This is a genomic window from Bradyrhizobium sp. Leo170 (genome assembly GCF_004296405.1).
In the GTDB taxonomy this organism is placed as follows: Bacteria; Pseudomonadota; Alphaproteobacteria; order Rhizobiales; family Xanthobacteraceae; genus Bradyrhizobium.
Genome location: NZ_PSRR01000073.1, coordinates 12,693 through 30,279 on the forward strand (window position 1 = coordinate 12,693; position 17,587 = coordinate 30,279).

Annotated in this window: 19 protein-coding genes and 1 tRNA gene; 14 read left to right on the plus strand and 6 right to left on the minus strand. The window is 63.1% G+C overall.

The annotated features are described in order from the left end of the window. The first annotated feature begins 5 nt into the window (after positions 1-5). Both CWO89_RS15170 and CWO89_RS15175 read left to right on the plus strand, forming a co-directional pair. Positions 6-779 carry a CPBP family intramembrane glutamic endopeptidase gene (locus tag CWO89_RS15170; RefSeq protein ID WP_130579600.1) on the plus strand — a complete coding sequence of 258 codons (774 nt, stop codon included), beginning with the start codon at positions 6-8 and terminating at the stop codon, positions 777-779. Between the two features lie 88 nt (positions 780-867). After that, positions 868-1,626, plus strand: coding sequence for a CPBP family intramembrane glutamic endopeptidase (locus CWO89_RS15175; protein WP_245476314.1), 759 nt, complete (start codon positions 868-870; stop codon positions 1,624-1,626). Here the strand turns inward: CWO89_RS15175 and CWO89_RS15180 are convergent. The 4 genes from CWO89_RS15180 to CWO89_RS15195 all read right to left on the minus strand — a co-directional run bounded on the left by CWO89_RS15180 (position 1,623) and on the right by CWO89_RS15195 (position 5,275). Next, complete coding sequence (locus CWO89_RS15180) at positions 1,623-2,555, minus strand: AEC family transporter (protein WP_130579601.1); 933 nt, start codon at positions 2,553-2,555, stop codon at positions 1,623-1,625. The two genes, CWO89_RS15175 and CWO89_RS15180, sit on opposite strands and share 4 nt — an antisense overlap. A gap of 3 nt (positions 2,556-2,558) precedes the next feature. Next, positions 2,559-3,041, minus strand: a complete 483-nt coding sequence (gene ruvX / locus CWO89_RS15185) for a Holliday junction resolvase RuvX (RefSeq protein WP_130579602.1) — start codon at positions 3,039-3,041, stop codon at positions 2,559-2,561. Positions 3,042-3,259: 218 nt separating this feature from the next. Next, a complete protein-coding gene (locus CWO89_RS15190) occupies positions 3,260-4,195 on the minus strand; it encodes a cyclase family protein (protein WP_130579603.1) in 936 nt (311 codons plus the stop codon). A gap of 189 nt (positions 4,196-4,384) precedes the next feature. Beyond that, a complete protein-coding gene (locus CWO89_RS15195; protein WP_130579604.1) occupies positions 4,385-5,275 on the minus strand; it encodes a LysR family transcriptional regulator in 891 nt (296 codons plus the stop codon). Between the two features lie 333 nt (positions 5,276-5,608). Between CWO89_RS15195 and CWO89_RS15200 the strand changes: the two genes are divergently transcribed. The 8 genes from CWO89_RS15200 to CWO89_RS15235 all read left to right on the plus strand — a co-directional run bounded on the left by CWO89_RS15200 (position 5,609) and on the right by CWO89_RS15235 (position 14,076). Beyond that, positions 5,609-6,685, plus strand: a complete 1,077-nt coding sequence (locus tag CWO89_RS15200) for an NAD(P)H-dependent flavin oxidoreductase (RefSeq protein WP_130579605.1) — start codon at positions 5,609-5,611, stop codon at positions 6,683-6,685. 215 nt (positions 6,686-6,900) lie between these two features. Further along, positions 6,901-7,188, plus strand: a complete 288-nt coding sequence (gene gatC, locus CWO89_RS15205) for an Asp-tRNA(Asn)/Glu-tRNA(Gln) amidotransferase subunit GatC (protein WP_028166675.1) — start codon at positions 6,901-6,903, stop codon at positions 7,186-7,188. A gap of 30 nt (positions 7,189-7,218) precedes the next feature. Next, positions 7,219-7,431 (plus strand): hypothetical protein, encoded by a 213-nt coding sequence (locus CWO89_RS15210; RefSeq protein ID WP_130579606.1) that lies wholly within the window; start codon positions 7,219-7,221, stop codon positions 7,429-7,431. Continuing rightward, the gene (gatA, locus tag CWO89_RS15215) at positions 7,432-8,907 is read left to right on the plus strand and encodes an Asp-tRNA(Asn)/Glu-tRNA(Gln) amidotransferase subunit GatA (protein WP_130579607.1); all 1,476 of its coding nucleotides are present in this window, start codon (positions 7,432-7,434) and stop codon (positions 8,905-8,907) included. Position 8,908: 1 nt separating this feature from the next. After that, a complete protein-coding gene (locus CWO89_RS15220; RefSeq protein ID WP_130579608.1) occupies positions 8,909-9,187 on the plus strand; it encodes a hypothetical protein in 279 nt (92 codons plus the stop codon). Positions 9,188-9,453: 266 nt separating this feature from the next. Then, positions 9,454-10,851, plus strand: a complete 1,398-nt coding sequence (locus tag CWO89_RS15225; protein WP_394569415.1) for a patatin-like phospholipase family protein — start codon at positions 9,454-9,456, stop codon at positions 10,849-10,851. A 123-nt stretch (positions 10,852-10,974) separates the two neighbouring features. Beyond that, positions 10,975-12,459, plus strand: a complete 1,485-nt coding sequence (gene gatB / locus CWO89_RS15230) for an Asp-tRNA(Asn)/Glu-tRNA(Gln) amidotransferase subunit GatB (RefSeq protein ID WP_130579609.1) — start codon at positions 10,975-10,977, stop codon at positions 12,457-12,459. Positions 12,460-13,809: 1,350 nt separating this feature from the next. Next, the gene (locus tag CWO89_RS15235; protein WP_130579610.1) at positions 13,810-14,076 is read left to right on the plus strand and encodes a hypothetical protein; all 267 of its coding nucleotides are present in this window, start codon (positions 13,810-13,812) and stop codon (positions 14,074-14,076) included. Positions 14,077-14,153: 77 nt separating this feature from the next. Here CWO89_RS15235 and CWO89_RS15240 read toward each other — a convergent pair whose 3' ends face one another. Then, positions 14,154-14,786: a TetR/AcrR family transcriptional regulator gene (locus CWO89_RS15240; protein WP_130579611.1), complete on the minus strand. Its 633-nt coding sequence runs from the start codon at positions 14,784-14,786 to the stop codon at positions 14,154-14,156. A gap of 94 nt (positions 14,787-14,880) precedes the next feature. On the opposite strand from CWO89_RS15240, the gene CWO89_RS15245 reads away from it, so the two are divergent. Both CWO89_RS15245 and CWO89_RS15250 read left to right on the plus strand, forming a co-directional pair. After that, positions 14,881-15,546 (plus strand): O-methyltransferase, encoded by a 666-nt coding sequence (locus CWO89_RS15245; protein ID WP_130579612.1) that lies wholly within the window; start codon positions 14,881-14,883, stop codon positions 15,544-15,546. 187 nt (positions 15,547-15,733) lie between these two features. Beyond that, positions 15,734-16,162 carry a hypothetical protein gene (locus tag CWO89_RS15250; RefSeq protein ID WP_130579613.1) on the plus strand — a complete coding sequence of 143 codons (429 nt, stop codon included), beginning with the start codon at positions 15,734-15,736 and terminating at the stop codon, positions 16,160-16,162. 39 nt (positions 16,163-16,201) lie between these two features. Here CWO89_RS15250 and CWO89_RS45865 read toward each other — a convergent pair whose 3' ends face one another. Continuing rightward, positions 16,202-16,357, minus strand: a complete 156-nt coding sequence (locus tag CWO89_RS45865; protein ID WP_165421161.1) for a hypothetical protein — start codon at positions 16,355-16,357, stop codon at positions 16,202-16,204. Between the two features lie 107 nt (positions 16,358-16,464). On the opposite strand from CWO89_RS45865, the gene CWO89_RS15255 reads away from it, so the two are divergent. Together CWO89_RS15255 and CWO89_RS15260 are read left to right on the plus strand one after the other, a co-directional pair. After that, positions 16,465-16,995 carry a dihydrofolate reductase family protein gene (locus tag CWO89_RS15255; RefSeq protein WP_130579614.1) on the plus strand — a complete coding sequence of 177 codons (531 nt, stop codon included), beginning with the start codon at positions 16,465-16,467 and terminating at the stop codon, positions 16,993-16,995. 439 nt (positions 16,996-17,434) lie between these two features. Beyond that, positions 17,435-17,528 (plus strand) — tRNA-Ser (locus CWO89_RS15260). Positions 17,529-17,587 lie beyond the last annotated feature (59 nt).

Below are 17,587 nucleotides of genomic sequence, written 5' to 3' on the forward strand. Positions count from 1 at the left end.
AGCTGATGGATGTCCTTAGTGCCGAAAATCCGCCGTTGACCACAGCTCCACCGCCACTGCCACCGCGGGTGTGGAAATTCTGGGGTACGACGCTCTGGGGATTGTTCGTGTTCGGCGGCTTGTTCCTCGGGCAGCTCGCCGTCGTCATCTACTTCATGCTGAAACGGGAGGCGCCCGATGTCGCGTCCGCCATCCAGGTTCTGGGCGGTGGATGGACGATTGCGCTCTCGGTCACCACGGGACTGCCAGGGGCGCTGCTGGCGCTCTGGATCGCGATCCGTCCGACCCGGATTTCCTTCGCCGATTACCTCGCGCTGCGCTGGACCTCCTGGAAGAACTTCGCCATTGGCGTGGCCGCGCTGGCGTTATTGGCTGGCGTGTGGGAGTTGGTCTCGCGCGCGCTCGGCCGCGAATCCTCGCCGGGCTTCATGGGCGAGGTGATGAAATCGGCGCAGGCCGAAGGCGCGCTTTGGCTGCTCGTTGTCGCGTTCTGCGTTGCCGCGCCGATATCGGAGGAGCTTTTCGCCCGCGGCTTCCTCTATCGCGGCTGGTCGGAAACGGCCCTGCGGCCCGCAGGCGCGATCCTGCTGTCGTCGCTGGTCTGGACCTTGCTGCATCTGCAATATGACTGGTTTTTCCTGAGCGAGGTGTTTTCGATCGGGCTCGTGTTCGGCTATCTGCGCTACCGCTCTAATTCGACCTGGCTCACGATCGTGCTGCATGGGCTGAACAATCTTGCGGCGACCCTGCAGACGCTGTGGCTGGCGGGGCAGTCGTAGCTGCTTGCACCCTACTGGCAGGATGATCGCCGGGCATGCTAGGTAGAGGCTTAGCCCACGCTGCGACGTTGTCGCGGAAAAAATCGATATGTCGGACTTCGAAAATGCCAAATCGCCGACCTCGGTCTCGCCGCGAACGTGGGACTTCATGGAGACGACGTTTGTCAGTCTGATCGCTGCCGGCGTGTTCGTTCTGGCAGGGCAACTAACCATCAGCATCATGCTGGCCACGGACGGGGGGACGACGGGCTTATCGCCAGCTCAATTTGAGGCGGTGTGGATGCAGGGGCGCTGGCAAGGCGCCGGCACAATCGCGGCAGCTCCGGCTACCGTCGCCGTGTTGTGGATTGCGATCCGAATGATCCGCAGAGATTTCGCGGAATATCTTGCGTTGAAGTGGCCGAGTGCGGGCGAACTGTGGCGCGGCGTGGCCATCGTGACGATGGTCTTAGTAGCCGAAAGTTTCGTCGCATATGCTGTTGGCCAAGACGTCCCACAAGACCCTACGGCTGCTCCGCTTCTCGTCGTCGGAGACGCGAGCGGTTTGCTCGCCTTGCTGATCGGCAGCTGCATTGCAGGGCCGATACTCGAAGAGTTTGTCTTCCGCGGCTTCATGTTCCGTGGCTGGTCGCAATCGTTTCTTGGTCCGATCGGGGCCATCGTGCTGACCTCCGCGGTATGGGCCGTGTACCACACTCAATATGATTGGTTTGGACGGCTGGAGATCTTCGTCGTGGGCCTTGTGCTTGGCCACCTTCGTTGGCGCAGCAATTCAACCTGGCTGACGGTGGTGCTTCATTCAGCCATGAACACCGTCTACTTCTTCCTGATAGGGCCTTATATCTAAAGCCCGCTTGCCGCGAGCGCGATGATAACGGGCATCGTAATCGCCGCCAGTATCGTCTGCAGCGTGATGATCTGGGCGAGCAGCGGCGCATCGCCGCCCATCTGGCGGGCGAGCACATAGGCCGAAGAGGAAGTGGGTACCGCCGAGCCGACGGCGACGATCACAAGGCTCGGGCCGGACAGCCCGAACGCGAGCCCGAGTGTCACAGCAAGCATGGGCAGGGCGATCAGCTTCAGGAACACCGTGACGCTGGCGGCGAGGCTCGGACGGAACATGCCTTCGAGGTGCAGGCCGGCGCCGGTGACGAGCAGGCCGATCGCAAGCGAGGAGCGGCCGAGCGCGTCGGCGACGTCATGCCAGAGCTTTGGCAGTGGGAAGTGGGTCACGTTCAAGAGGAGCCCGACGACGCAGGCCCAGATCAGTGGGTTTTTCACCACCGTCATCACGATGGTGCCGGCCGATTGCTTTTGCGGCGCGGCGTAGTGTGCGAGCACGGAGACGCTGAAGACATTAACCAGCGGAATGATCGCGACCATCGCGACGGAGGCGAGCGCGAGCCCGACATCGCCGTAGAGACTGCCTGACACCGCGAGCGCGACATAGGTCTGCCAGCGGGTGGCGCCCTGGAACACCGAGGTGAAGGCGGGGCCGTCGACGCCGCTGCGTGCGAGCAGCGGGCGGAGTGCGAGGCACAATAGCGACATCGCCAGCGCCGAGAGGAACAGCGCGCCGCCGACACCGCCGATTGGCACCTTTGTCAGGTCGGCCTTCACCAGCGTCTGGATCAAAAGCACCGGGAACAGCACGTAATAGGTCAGCCGTTCCAGGCCGTGCCATTGTGTCTCCGGCTTGAGTAGCGTCCGCTTCAGGATGAAGCCGAGCACGATCAAGAGGAATGTCGGCAACAGCGCCGCGATGACGACGGCCATGCTTCAGCGCTCGCCCCGCAATTTTGCCAGCCGATCCAGCGCGCCCTGCAGGATGAAGATCGCGGCGTGCTCGTCGATCACTTCAGCGCGCCTGGCGCGGCTGACATCCATGCCGATCAATTCGCGTTCGACCGCCGCCGTCGAGAGCCGCTCATCCCAGAGCCCGATCGCGAGCGTGGTCAGGTTGGAGAGGTTGCGGGCAAAGGCGCGGGTCGATTGCGCCCGCGGCCCCTCGCTGCCATCCATGTTGATGGGAAGCCCAAGCACGAAGCCGACCACGTTGCGCTCGCCGGCGATCGCCATCAACCGTGCCGCGTCGGCCTTGAACGCCTTGCGCTGGATGGTCTCGACGCCAGTAGCCAGCCGGCGATCGGGATCGGAGACGGCGACGCCGATGGTCTTCGTTCCAAGATCGAGCCCGATCAACGCGCCACGTTCAGGCCAGTGCGCGACAGCTTCGATCAGGGGGAGGACAGGGGCGGGCATGAGGATGCGATTAACACGTGGTGCCCTGCGGAGGCAAAGCCGCCCTTCACCTCCCCCCAGCGGGAAGGCGAAGATCGGTAGCCCGGGTGAAGCGCAGCGTAACCCGGGAACGCTCGCCGACGCTGACGCAAATGCCCCCGGGTTGCGCTCCGCTCCACCCGGGCTACGGGGCCACCTCTCCCCAGCGGAGAGAGGTGGAAGCGCGTTCGCGGCTGATGTCAGCGGATCGCGATGGGGTTGATCATGCTCTGTACGCCGCCGCGCCAGCGCGGCTGACCGAGCACGAACAGGAACTCATACCCCTTGTCCTTGGCGAGCTCGGCGGTGTCCATGTTCTCCAGGATGTAGGTGCCGTTCTTGGCAAGCAGGATCTGGTGCACCTCGAACACGTTGGGGCTTTCGAACGGGATGGTCTCGACGGCCCAGGTGTCGGCACCGACGGCCACCACGCCCTTGCCGGTGAGATAATTGGCGCCCTCGACCCCGAGGCCGGGTTCGCCCGCGGAATAGCGCTTGTCGTCCTTGCCGATCAGGCTAAGCCAGCCGGTGTGGAAGATCACGACGTCGCCCTGGCGGATCTCGACGCCCTGTTTCTTCGCGACTTCCTCGATCTCCTTGACGTTGAAGGCGGTGCCCTCCTTGACCACGTCGGTGTTGTAATAGGCGGCCATGTCGAGCAGCACGCCGCGGGCGACCATCGGCGGCACCTTCTCGATGCCGAGCTTCTTCAAGCCCGTAGGATCGGCAAAATCGGCGAGCTTGTTGCCGTTGTAGTAGACGTGCTCGATGCCGAGATGGCCGAGCCCGTCGAGCTGGCTGCCGATGCCGACCCAGGTATCGATGATATCGTCATTGTAGGTCGCCTTGTTCGGACCGATGCCGGAGCTGCCGGCCTGTCCGGGCTGAACGATGGTGATCTTGAAGCTGCGCGGCGGATAGGCCGGCGTCTTGGTATCGACGGGAATGCCGAGCGCGTAGGTCTTGCCGGTCTTCACCAATGATGCGGCTTTGACGACGAGTTCTGGCGTCATGTAGTTGGCGGCGCCGATCTCGTCGTTCGGCCCCCATTTCGACTTGGTCCAGTCTTGTGCGCTTGCCGTTCCGACCGTAACCAACAAAGCAACAGAACAGCACAACACGAATGCGGTGCGCATCGCAGTCCCTCCCAGATGTTGACGTTATGGTTGTTGGTAGAAAGCGCCACATACTAACGTAGACGCGGGGCACGATCCAAAAATTTTTGATGGCGGGCCCGCACCATACGGGTGCCCGCACGCGCGAAACCTGTGATGGCTCCGTCACAGAAATAAGGCTTTCCGGATTTCGCGGAGCGGAACGAGCGGTCAGGCCGCGATGACCTGATCGTCCTTGTCGAGACAGGCGGCAAAACTCTGCAGAGCGCTATATTGATGGGCGCTGCGGCGCTGGATGAAGATCGTTTCGGCGCGCGCATAGGATGGATCGAGCGCGTGGATGCTGACGCTGGCACGCAACGCGTTGCGCTCGACGACGACGCGCGGCAACAGCGTCACGCCCATGTCGGCGGCGACGCAGCCGACCATGCCGTCGAGCGTGCCGAGCTCGAAGCGTGCGGCCGACGGCCAGCCCAAGTCGGTGAAGATCTGCTCGAGCCGCTGCCGATAGGTGCAGCCGGTGCGGAACACCAGCGCGGTCGGTCCGGATTCCGACGTGCCCGCACGCAAGGCGGCGAGGTTGGCCCAGCGGCGCGCGGTGACCAGCACCAGTTCTTCGCGGAAGGCGAGGGTGGAGGTGAGCTCGGCGTGATCGATCGGACCGGCCACGAAGGCGCCGTCCAGCGTGCCATCAAGCACGGCAGTGACGAGATCGGTCGTGGTCGCGGTCTTCAGGGTCAGTCGCACCGCGGGGAAGCGGCGATGGAATTCGGCAAGCAGCACGGGCAGGCGGACGGCGGCCGTCGTCTCCATGGAGCCGATCGCCAGCGGTCCCTTCGGCTCGCCATCATCGCGCGCGGCGAGCATCGCTTCGCGTGAGAGCGCGGCCATTCGTTGCGCATACGGGAGCAGCCGTCGCCCCGCGCCGGTCAGCGTCATGCCGCGGCTGTGCCGCTCGAACAGCGCGGTGCCGATCTCGGCTTCGAGCGCCTTGATCCTCTGGGTGACGTTGGACTGCACGGTGTGCAGCTCATCGGCGGCGCGGGTGATGCCGCCGAGACGGGCGACAGTTGCAAAGGTCTGGAGGTCGGTGAGTTCCATGATCGCAGCCTGCGTTTCATTATTGAGATGGCAGCGTTCTCAAGTATTCATTTCGAGAGAATGGTAGCGCTGCCTAATCTGACTGTCGAGATGGGGGTTTTCGGGCAATAAACGCTTTCGCGCTGAATTGATCGTGGCTCGATGCTGCCGGTTGATGCGCCCTCGCCCCTTGTGGGAGAGGGCATCTCTGGCGGCTGCGACCGAATTCGCTTGGGTGAGGGGTTCTCTCCACGAACACGTGCGCCCGTGGAGAGAACCCCTCATTCGGCGCATCTCGTCTTTTCCCGTTGTGGGAGAAGGTTACTAGCAACGAGCCAACGCGAGAGTTGAATCATGTGGCCGGACTGCCGAATTATCGATCTGTTCAAGACCGAGTTTCCGATCGTGCTGGCGCCGATGGCCGGCGTGATGGATGCAGACCTCGTGATCGCGGCCGCGCAAGGCGGTGCGCTCGGCTCATTGCCCTGCGCGATGCTCACGGCGGCGAAGGCGCGCGAGCAGGTCAACATCATCCGCCAGCGTGTCTCCGCGCCGATCAACATGAACTTCTTCTGCCACCAGCCGGACGATCCGGATCCGCAGCACGAGGCGCGTTGGAAGGCGCGGCTTGCGGCGTACTACAAGGAGCTTGGGCTGGATTCCGCGGCGCCCGTCAACGCCGCCAATCGCGCGCCGTTCGATGATGCGATGTGCGAGATGGTCGAGGAATTGAAATTGGAAGTCGTCAGCTTCCATTTTGGTCTGCCGGAGGAGCGGCTGCTCAGGCGCGTGAAGGAAGCGGGCGCGATCGTGATGTCGTCGGCGACGATCGTGAAGGAAGCGGTCTGGCTCGAGGAGCACGGCGCCGATGTCATCATCGCGCAAGGCGCGGAGGCGGGCGGCCATCGCGGCATGTTCCTGACCGACAATATTGCCGAGCAGCCCGGCATCTTCGCGCTGGTGCCGCAGGTGGTCGATGCGGTGAAGGTGCCGGTGATCGCGGCCGGCGGCATCGCGGACGGACGCGGGATCGCGGCGGCGTTCGCGCTGGGCGCCTCCGGCGTGCAGATCGGCAGTGCCTATCTGCGCTGCCCGGAATCCAGGGTGGGCCCGGCGGCGCGTGCAGCGCTGGCGCAGGCGAGGGACGATTCCACCGTGATCACCAATGTGATGACGGGGCGGCCGGCGCGCGGGGTCGCCAACCGCGTGATGTCAGAGATCGGGCCAATCTCGCCGGATGCGCCGGCCTTTCCGCATGCCGCAACCGCGCTGGCGCCGTTGAAGATGGCTGCCGAAAAACTCGGCAGGGTCGATTTCACCAATATGTGGGCCGGGCAGGCGCTGCCATTGGGCCGCGAAATGCCGGCGGCCGAGCTGACTCGGACGCTGGCCGGCGAGGCACTGGCGCGGATGGGCAAATTGGCCCGCTAGCGCCCACACCGCTTGCTTCGTAGCCCGGGTGGAGCGGAACGCGCAACCCGGGACACCTGCATCAATATTTACGGGCGGCCCCGGGGTACGCTGACGCTCCACCCGGGCTACGGGGCTCTCTCATTGGAGAGACGGCTACGTTCCCTGCGGGTTGCGGCGCAAAACCGGCGTCTGCTATACGGCGGGCTGATGTTGCTGCCCAAAGGCCATATATAATGTCAGTCGACGCCACGACCGTCCGCCGCATCGCGCAGCTTGCGCGGATCGCGGTCTCCGAGGCTGAAGTTCCCCATCTGCAGGGCGAGCTGAACGCGATGCTCGCCTTCGTCGAGCAGCTTTCGGAGGTGAATGTCGAGGGCGTCGAACCGATGACCTCGGTCACTCCGATGGAGATGAAGAAGCGTGCCGACGTGGTCAATGACGGCGAGATTGCGGATGATATCGTCCGCAATGCGCCAGCCACCGAGAATCACTTCTTCCTGGTGCCGAAGGTCGTCGAGTAAGCTCCTCTCTGTTGTTTTGCGGGAAGTCCGATGTGTCTGCTCTGCGACGATGAAAAAGCCTATCAGGCCTACATGAACTATCTCGACGTGATGGAGCGGCAGGGCAAGGCCGCCGATCCGAATGCGGTGATGCAAACCGTGCTGGATCAGCTTGAGGCCGCCGACCAGGCGCGCGCCAAAAAAGACGATCCCGCCGACGACAAGACCCTGTCTCCGTTCTTCTGCAGCCCGATCAATAAATAGATGACCGATTTGACATCGCTGACGATCGCCGAGGCCCGCGAGGGCTTGGCGAGCAAATCCTTCACCGCACGCGAGCTCACCGACGCGCATCTTGCCGCGATCGAAGCGGCGCGCGTGCTCAACGCCTATGTGCTGGAGACGCCGGATCGTGCACGCGAGATGGCTGACGCCGCGGACAAACAGATCGGCAAGGGCGATGGCGGTCCGCTCGCCGGCATCCCGCTCGGCATCAAGGACCTGTTCGCGACGCGCGATATCCGCACCACGGCGTGCTCGAAGATCCTCGGCAATTTCGTGCCGCCTTACGAATCGACCGTGACCTCGCAGCTCTGGCGCGACGGCGCGATCCTGCTCGGCAAGCTCAACAATGACGAGTTCGCGATGGGCTCGTCGAACGAGACCTCGTGCTTCGGCCCGGTGGTCAATCCGTGGCGGCGCGAGGGCTCCAACACGCATCTGGTGCCGGGCGGCTCCTCCGGCGGCTCGGCGTCCGCCGTCGCCGCATTGCTCTGCATGGGCGCGACCGCGACCGACACCGGCGGCTCGATCCGCCAGCCGGCCGCGTTCACCGCGACCGTCGGGGTGAAGCCGACCTATGGCCGCTGCTCGCGCTGGGGCATCGTCGCATTCGCGTCCTCGCTCGACCAAGCCGGCCCGATCGCGCGCACGGTGCGCGATTCCGCGATCCTGATGCGCTCGATGGCGGGGCATGATCCGAAGGACACCACCTCGGTCAACATTGGCGTGCCCGATTACGAGGCTGCGATCGGCAAGTCGGTGAAGGGGATGAAGATCGGTATCCCCAAGGAGTACCGTCTCGACGGCATGCCGGCGGAGATCGAGAAGCTCTGGAGTGACGGTGCGGCATGGCTGAAGGCCGCCGGCGCCGAGCTGGTCGAGGTGTCGCTGCCGTACACCAAATACGCACTGCCGGCGTACTATATCGTGGCGCCGGCGGAAGCCTCGTCGAACCTGGCGCGCTACGACGGTGTTCGCTACGGCCTGCGCGTGCCCGGCCGCAGCATCGGCGAGATGTATGAAAGCACCCGCGCCGAAGGGTTTGGCGATGAGGTGCGGCGCCGCGTCATGATCGGTACCTATGTGCTCTCGGCCGGCTATTACGACGCCTATTACCTGCGCGCGCAGAAGGTGCGCACGCTGATCAAGAAGGATTTCGAGGACTGCTTCGCCAAGGGCGTGAACGCGATCCTGACGCCGGCAACGCCGTCGGCGGCGTTCGGCGTCGGCGAGAAGGGCGGCGCCGATCCGGTCGAGATGTATCTCAACGACATCTTCACGGTGACCGTGAACATGGCCGGGCTGCCCGGCATTGCGGTCCCCGCCGGCAAGGATGCGCAGGGCTTGCCGCTCGGGCTGCAACTGATCGGGCGTGCCTTCGATGAAGAGACGCTGTTCTCGCTCGGCGAAGTGATCGAGCAGGCGGCCGGACGCTTCACGCCGCCGAGGTGGTGGTGAGATGGCGGATTTCCGCGCCAGCCTCAACGATGCCGCGCCGCAGCCTTCGCTGTCGCCGCCGCTGGCGGCGCTGTGGTGGGCGGCGAAAGGCAATTGGGACCAGGCGCACCGCATCGTGCAGGACGAAAGCACCGCCGAGGCCGCCTGGGTGCACGCCTATCTGCATCGCGTCGAGGGTGATCTCGGCAACGCCGGTTACTGGTACCGTCAGGCGGGCCAGCCGGTAGCCAAGGATGGGCTGGATGCCGAATGGGAGCGGATCGTCACCGCGCTGCTCTAGATTGTTGTTTGACGCGTTTTCTGCGCAGATAAGTCTACGCAATCTGCGTAAACTTGATTGCTATGCGAACCGGTGTCCACTTCGCTCGAAAACGCTCTAACCTCTCCAAGTTGTGAAGGCTTTCGTGGTTCATTTTGACGCGGTTTCTTTACTTGACCGCAATTCAATTCGCCCGGATGGACATTGGCCCTGTCTTTGCGCGCCATGCGGGCGCCCAGATTGCCCGCGATAGGGAAGCGTGGCGGGGGTGCGGCAAGAGGGTGTTTGTGCGTAGATCGGGCATAGGGGCGTGGCTGTCGACGATACTGGCGGCCAGTTTTGCGGTGGCGCTTGCCGGATGCGCAACCGTCTACAACCTGCCGAGCAACGTGCCGCTTGCCAATGCGCTCGCCGACAGCAATCTCGGGCGCGACATCCCAAGCTATGACGACGACGTGCTGGTCGCGCTGTCCTTCTCGGGCGGCGGCACGCGCGCGGCGGCCTTCTCGTTCGGCGTGCTCAAGGAGCTCGATCGCTCTCACGGCGGTTCTAACCAAGCGAAGACCCTGCTCGATCGTGTCGACTTCGTCTCCGGCGTGTCCGGCGGCTCGATCACCGCCGCCTATTTCGGTCTGAAGAAGCGCGCCGCGCTCGACGATTTCCGCGAACGCTTCCTGTTGCGGAATGCGGAGGAGGGGCTGAGGACCAATGTCTCGCTCGGCAATATCGGCCGTGCGCTCGCCGGTGGCGTCAACAACAGCCAGCTCACCGAGTGGCTGGACCAGAACCTGTTCGACGGCGCGCGGTTCGATGCGCTGCGCGAGGACCGGCGGCCAAAGGTCTGGATCAACGCCTCCGACATCTATAACCGCACGCCGTTCGTGTTCGGAAAGACCTCCTTTGACGCACTGTGCAGCGACATCCGCTCCTACCGTGTGTCCGAAGCGGTTGCCGCATCGGCCGCGGTGCCGCTCGCGTTCGCGCCGATCGTGTTGGAGACCTATCCCGGCGGCTGCTCGAAGCCGCTGCCGGCCTGGCTCGAACGCGTGCGGCGCGACCCGAACGCGCAGCCATTGCTGCGCTCGTTCGCCGAGGCCAATGCGCGCTACCGCGACGGCTCCATGCGCTACGTGAAGCTGCTGGACGGCGGGCTCGTCGACAATTTTGGCCTGTCCGGTCTCACCATCGGGCTGTTGGCAGCGGAGCGGCCGTACCAGCCGTTGACGGAGCGGCAGGCGGTGAAGCTCCAGCGGATCCTGTTCATGGTGGTCGATGCCGGGCGCGGCATATCCGGCGATTTCGCGCAGCGCCTCGAAGGCCCGAGCGGGGCGGAGCTGGTTGCGGCGGCGGCCGACACCGCCATCGATGCCAGCGTGCGCTCGAGCTACGCGGCATTCTCGGGGCTTGCCACCGAATGGTCGGGCAAGCTGAAGCGGTGGCGGTGCGGACTGTCGGCGGCCGATCGCGCCCGCCTTGGCGTCGGCGGCAACTGGCAATGCGGTGACGTCCACATCTATGTCGAGCGGCTCGGCTTCGATCAGTTGGGCGAAGAGCGCGCCGGCATCCTGAACGCGATCCCGACGCGGTTCGCGCTGCCGCCGGAACAGGTCGACCTCTTGATCGCGGGCGGGGCCGACGCACTCCGCCTGAGCAAGTCCTACCAGGCGTTTCGACGCGGGCTTTGACCACCCGAATCCCTTTGTTTGAGCATGATCTTTTCCGGATCATGCTCTCCGGCTTGACTGCCGCGGTCCGTTGCGCGAAGCCCAAAGCCGTCCCAGATATCAATTGTCCGGAAACCGAGACCAATGAACGCACCTGTCACATCACACAAGCTCATCAAGGGCGCGACCGGCGACTGGGAGATGGTGATCGGCATGGAGATCCATGCCCAGGTCGTCTCCAATTCAAAGCTGTTCTCGGGCGCCTCGACCGCGTTCGGCGGCGAGCCGAACAGCCATGTCTCGCTGGTGGACGCGGCGATGCCGGGCATGCTGCCCGTGATCAACGGGGAATGCGTGCGGCAGGCAGTGCGCACCGGGCTCGGGCTGAATGCCAGGATCAACCTGCGCTCGGTGTTCGACCGCAAGAATTATTTCTATCCCGACCTGCCGCAGGGCTACCAGATCAGCCAGTACAAGTCGCCGATCGTGGGCGAGGGCGAGGTGCTGGTCGAGCTCGAAGGCGGCCGCAGCGTCACCGTCGGCATCGAGCGGCTGCATCTGGAGCAGGACGCCGGCAAGTCGCTGCACGACCAGTCGCCGACGATGTCCTATGTCGACCTCAATCGCTCCGGCGTCGCGCTGATGGAGATCGTCTCCAAGCCCGACATCCGAGATGCCGAGCAGGCCAAGGCTTACGTCGCCAAGCTGCGCTCGATCCTGCGCTATCTCGGCACCTGCGACGGCGACATGGAGAAGGGAAGCTTGCGCGCCGACGTCAACGTCTCCGTGCGCAAGCCGGGCGGCCCGCTCGGCACCCGCTGCGAGATCAAGAACATGAACTCGATCAACTTCATCGGCCAGGCGATCGAGTATGAGGCGCGGCGCCAGATCGAGATCCTCGAGGACGGCGGCAGCATCGACCAGGAGACGCGGCTATTCGATCCGGGCAAGGGCGAAACGCGCTCGATGCGCTCCAAGGAAGAGGCGCACGACTATCGTTATTTTCCCGATCCCGACCTGTTGCCGCTGGAGTTCAGCCAGGCGTTCGTCGACGAGCTGAAGACCGAGCTGCCCGAGCTGCCCGATCAGAAAAAGGCGCGCTTCATCTCCGACTTCGCGCTGTCGCCCTATGACGCCGGCGTGCTGGTCGCCGAGCGCGAGAGCGCGGAGTTCTATGAGACGGTGCTTGCCCGCCTCGCCGACCGTGCGCGCGACGGCAAGCTCGCGGCCAACTGGGTGATCAACGAACTGTTCGGGCGCCTCAACAAGGAAGGCCGGGATATTACGGGCTCGCCCGTCTCCTCCGAGCAGCTTGCCGCGATCATCGACCTGATCGGCGAGGGGACGATTTCCGGCAAGATCGCCAAGGACCTGTTCGAGATCGTCTGGCAGGAAGGCGGCGATCCCCGTGCGCTCGTCGAAGCGCGCGGCATGAAGCAGGTCACTGACCTCGGCGCGATCGAGAAGGTGGTCGACGACATCGTCGCCGCCAATCCGGACAAGGTGGCGCAGGCGAAAGCGAAGCCGCAGATGATCGGCTGGTTCGTCGGACAGGTGATGAAGTCGTCTGGCGGCAAGGCCAACCCGCAGGCTGTGAACGATCTCCTGAAGTCGAAGCTCGGCCTCTGAACGCATCGCTCGCGGACGCGAACGGCATCGCAGCAGGCGCTCTGTGCGATGCGCGAAGGCGTCCGCGGCTCGCTTCTCACGCCTTCAATCACCGCGTCGGGATCGTCCCTCCACCGAATCGGTCGGCCGAGATTCGTCCGAAAAGGCCGTTTCGGCGGGCGGAGATGCCGCCGATACGGCTTACCCACGAAATTTTTTTTGTAGCCGGAATTGGCGTCTCAACGCCTGCGCAACGCCTTCTCGGCAGGCCTCGTGAGTTGCGCCGACATCTCCGTCGCATCATGCGCGAAGAAACGAGAATTCAAGAAATGCCTGTGGCACAGGCACTTTCTGCATTCGCGATGAGTGTCGATGTCGATCGACTCTGCATTTCCTGCATCACCGCGTCAGCGCAACGTCGCGCTTGCGCTTGGCGCGCGCATACTTCTCGCGCCTCGTAACATCAACACTTCCTTAAGCTGGACGCTGTTTTTTTCGATGTGTTGGTGTATTCGGGATGCAGTGCATCTCGATTCCCGAGTGCACGCAGCGAAGTATAGCCATCTCACGATATTGGAGGGCAACATGGCGAAGAAAGCTAAGAAGGCGAAGAAGGCGAAGAGCGCAGTGAAGAAGACTGCGAAGAAGACCAAGAAGGTCGCGAAGAAGAAGAAGTAACTCTCGCCCGAGAGAGGATGCCGGCGGATTGACGCCGGCCCGTCACCCGGACCTTCGGACGATCTGCTTCCTTGGAGCAATCCACTCAGGCGGATCCGGTTGACGAAAGAGGGTGTCGGCGAGACATCAGGTCAAACGGCTGGATCGCCTTATAAGAAGGGCTTGCCCTTCGAAGTCGATCCGGCAGAAGAAACAGGTTTCTTCGTTCGGTGCGGACCTCTATTCGGCTCCGCAATTTCACAGGGCCCAAGGCCCATCGTGAGATCTGATCCTGACGTGTTCGCCGACGCCCTCGTTCCAATAGCCGGCCGTTTGGTGCCGGCTTTTTTATTGCCTGATCTCTCCCACATGACGACCGGTTGGCTTCCGCTGCCGTATGGCGGGCGGCGGTGCTGCCGCGTCCAGTTGGCGTTTGCGCGCGATGGTTATCGTTCCGCCAACCGCCAGGGTAAACCAGACTTCACCATTGCGCATAAACCATTGTGCTGCAGGCACTTCTCGGATTTCGGGAACTCGCCGCGCCCCCCGCGTTTACACCCCGTTCATCGCGATACTTAAACTGCTTTTTAAATTTGCCCGTCATGATCTCCCTCAACAAGCCGGCAAACGGCGTTGGGGAAGTAAGGCGTTAGATGTGGACGGGGGCCGCGCTCGGGGGAGAGCGGCCAACAACAAAAAAGGGGAGCTACGAGAATGTTTCAGGGACATATCAATCTGGAGACGGCCATTCCGGTGGACGCGACCGCGATCTCGGACGTGCTGTTCGAGCGTGGTCTCTACTGGGCGAGCGGCCGTTCCGGCGTGGTCAACCTGGTCGCGGCGCACAAGTGGTTCAACCTTGCCGCCCTGAAGGGCCGTACGGATGCCATGGTGATGCGGCGCGAGATCGCCGAGCAGATGACGGAAGCCGAGATCGCCGCGGCGCAGCGCGAAGCCCGCGCCTGGATGACGGCGCACTAAGCCGGCGGAGCTCGTCGCCGCGATCATCCTTGGCCGCGGCGCTGATCGGTCCGTTGCGATCGGCTCTGCCGCCGATCTCAGCAGTGCCCGAGATCTTTAAGGTACGCGCAGAACATATCGGCCATGGCGTCGCCATAGGCTTCGATCTCTGTGGGCGAGCGAGGGGTCTCCGAGAACTGCTTGCCCACCTCGGTCAGCGTCGTCGTGATCAGGTCGCCAGCCAACGCGCGAGTTGCTTCTGATGCCTCGGGCAGCGCCTCCTGCATGAAGACCTGGACAATGCGCTCGCCCGACGCCATCGCTTGCTGCGCTTCGGGCGCATCGCGATAGAGAGGGGCGGCGTCATTGAGCGCCACACGCATCGCGGCTTCATCACACTCCGAGCGCACGAAGGCGTGGACCAGGGTGCGTAGCCGTTCGAGCGGCGGTCGCTGGTTGTCCTCGAGGATTCCGCGCAGCAGGTCGCTCGTCTGCCGCCATTCATCGCTCTGCAGCCGGAAGAGGATCGCCGCCTTGTTCGGGAAATACTGATACAGCGATCCGATACTCACTCCGGCCTTCTCGGCCACGCGCGCCGTGGTGAAGCGCTGCGCGCCTTCCTTCGCCAAAACCTGAACAGCAGCATCCAAAATCGCGGCGACGAGCTCCGCTGAGCGCGCCTGTTTGGGCTGTTTTCGGGAGGAAATCCCGGTACTTCGCCGATCGGTCATGGAGTGGCCTGGGAACGCGAATAGGAAATGCGACGAATTAGTCGTATTTCTGGTTTCAGCGCAAGACCGCGCTCATCCGAGACCGGAGACCTGCATGACCACTCTGACCACCACCCCGCTTGCTCCCTTGCTGGATCGCTTGTTCGAGGAGGCCGATGCGGCTTCGCCCGCGGCGAGCCCCGCAGTGGCCGATCTCTCCAGCGAGGAGCATTCGCGTCTGATGCGAAGCAAGACCGATTACCGCGACTTCTACGGCCGCCTGAAAGATCTTCCGCTCGCGGTCTCGCGAGAGACTGGTTCGCTGCTCTACATGCTGGCGCGAGGCGGCGGCGCGCGGACGATCGTCGAGTTCGGGACCTCGTTCGGCATCTCGACACTGCACCTTGCCGCAGCCCTGCGCGACAATGGCGGTGGCCGCCTGATCACCAGCGAGTTCGAGCCGTCCAAGGTCGCACGGGCCCGCGACAATCTGACCGCCGGCGGTCTCATCGACCTCGTGGAGATCCGAGAAGGAGATGCCTTGCAGACGCTGAGCGTCGATCTCCCCGAAACGATCGACCTGCTGCTGCTCGACGGCGCCAAGGCGCTCTATTCCGAGATACTGAGCCTGGTGGAGCGCCGCCTCCGGCCGGGCGCCTTCATCGTCGCCGACAACGCTGACTACAGCCCCGACTACCTGGCGCATGTTCGCTCGCCCGCGAACGGTTACATGTCCACGCCATTCGGTGGGGACGTCGAGCTTTCGATGCGGATCGGCTGACCGGTGTTTGCGGAGATGCATCCCGCTTGGCGATTTCTGCGAAGGTATTCAACCACTTTTGTCTGGACCGCGAGAGGACGGCGTCGCATCAAGGGCGATTGGTCGGGAGCTTGGCCGATGGTCCGTAGCGTACATCTGTTTAGATAGCCGACGAGGCGAGCTCGTGACGGCCTCGGGGAAGCCAACGATGAGTAAGCAATGGGAATTCCAGGTGCGGATCTATCTCGGCGACGAGCTTGCCGGAGTGGCGCGGCGCGATCCCGACAATCCGGCAATCAAGCCGCTGGCGGACATCCTCGCCAGACATCATGCGACGATGAAGTGTCAGTTCGATGCCTTCGCCGACTATGTGGCCGAAGCTGAGAAGCGGGGTACCGAAAACTATCCGCTTTACGCATGGACCAAAGCGACGATCGAGGATCCCGAAAAGCAGGCGAAATACGTCAAGTCGTTCACGCTCTATGTTGACGGTAATGAAGTCTATGCCAAGCCGCTCGCTGACGCGCTGGAATCGGACTTGCAACCCCTTGTCGGCGGCAAGCTGATCACGCGACTTTCCAAGCACGACACCAATCCGGCGAACAACCCGCGGCCTCCGGCGCAGTATCGCAAGTAAAGGATACTCGTGCTGCCGAGCCGGCGGCACGAGATATGTTCATGATTGCGAAGAGCTCAGCAGATCAGCAAGCGCCTGCCGGGCGGAGACGTTCGCCGCCTTCTTGAGCGCGGGCAACAGTTCTTCCGGCTCGGGTCGGCGGGTGTAATCAGGATTGATTTCTGCATACAGGATGTTGCCGCTCTGTCCGATCACATATCTTACCGGCATCGACAACGCGGCACGCAGTTTGCGGTCAACTCCACTTTCTGCATCACTCTGTTCATACTATCGTGAAGATCTTGGGATGGAGATTTGGTAGCATGGCAAAGATCGTCTTCGGAATGAACCAGTCCTTGGACGGTTATGTCGATCACCAGGAATTTGCGCCAAGTCCCGCACTCTTTCGTCACTGGATAGAGCACGTGCGCGACCTGACCGGCAGTGTGTACGGTCGCCGCATGTACGAGGTTATGCGTTATTGGGACGAAGACCGTCCTGAGTGGAATGCGGAGCATCACGTGTTCGCGGCGGCGTGGCGGCGCCAACCGAAGTGGGTCGTGTCGCGCTCGTTGAACTCAGTCGGCCCCAACGCCACACTTGTCGAGGATAACATCGAGGCGGTGATACGTGGCCTGAAGGCTCGGCTTGTTGGAGAGATTACAGTTTCCGGCCCGGACCTAGCACAAAGCCTAACCGACCTTGGTCTTATCGATGAGTATCGACTCTACTTCCACCCCATCGTGCTTGGTCGCGGCAAGCCATTCTTCGCCGGTCCCCGACCGCCGCTCCGCCTTGTTTCCACCGATCTCGTTGGCGAGGACACGGTCAGGCTGACATACGTTCCTGCTTAGTCGCCCGACGGACTGCACCGACGCGTCAGGTCCGCTTTGGGGTCGTAAGCCGCCTGATTGCGTTGCTGGTTCGGAGCGCCGTTTGTGAGCACGACGCCGAGACAAGATTGCGGGAACAGGGAACCCAAGGGGCTTTCAAGAGGCCGTTCCGCGTTATTTCTCGACACCGGTAATGTTAAGGTTCAGTTCCGTAAGGCCAGCCGTGACAGCCAGCCCTATCCCCTGGCAAGCCGATCGCGCCATAACTATTTGAAATAACTAGAATTACTGCGAAAGCCTACTTTCAAGATCAGCACTGTCCCGATCGAGGCGCGTGTTAAACGTCAGATGTTATCCACAGCGTAATCAGGCCTTGGGTCGCCAACGCGGGCGCACAGTCCGGTGTCCCCTCAATCTGCCGCTTGCGGCTCGCCCGCGCGTCGTGCATATCGGCGCTACCGGAGACGTGGCCGAGTGGCTGAAGGCGGCGGTTTGCTAAACCGTTATAGGCTTGTAAAGGCCTATCGAGGGTTCGAATCCCTCCGTCTCCGCCATCCCCGCCGTGTCCAGCCCGGAGACTTAGGTAACAGAACGTACCTGAGACATGGGGGGC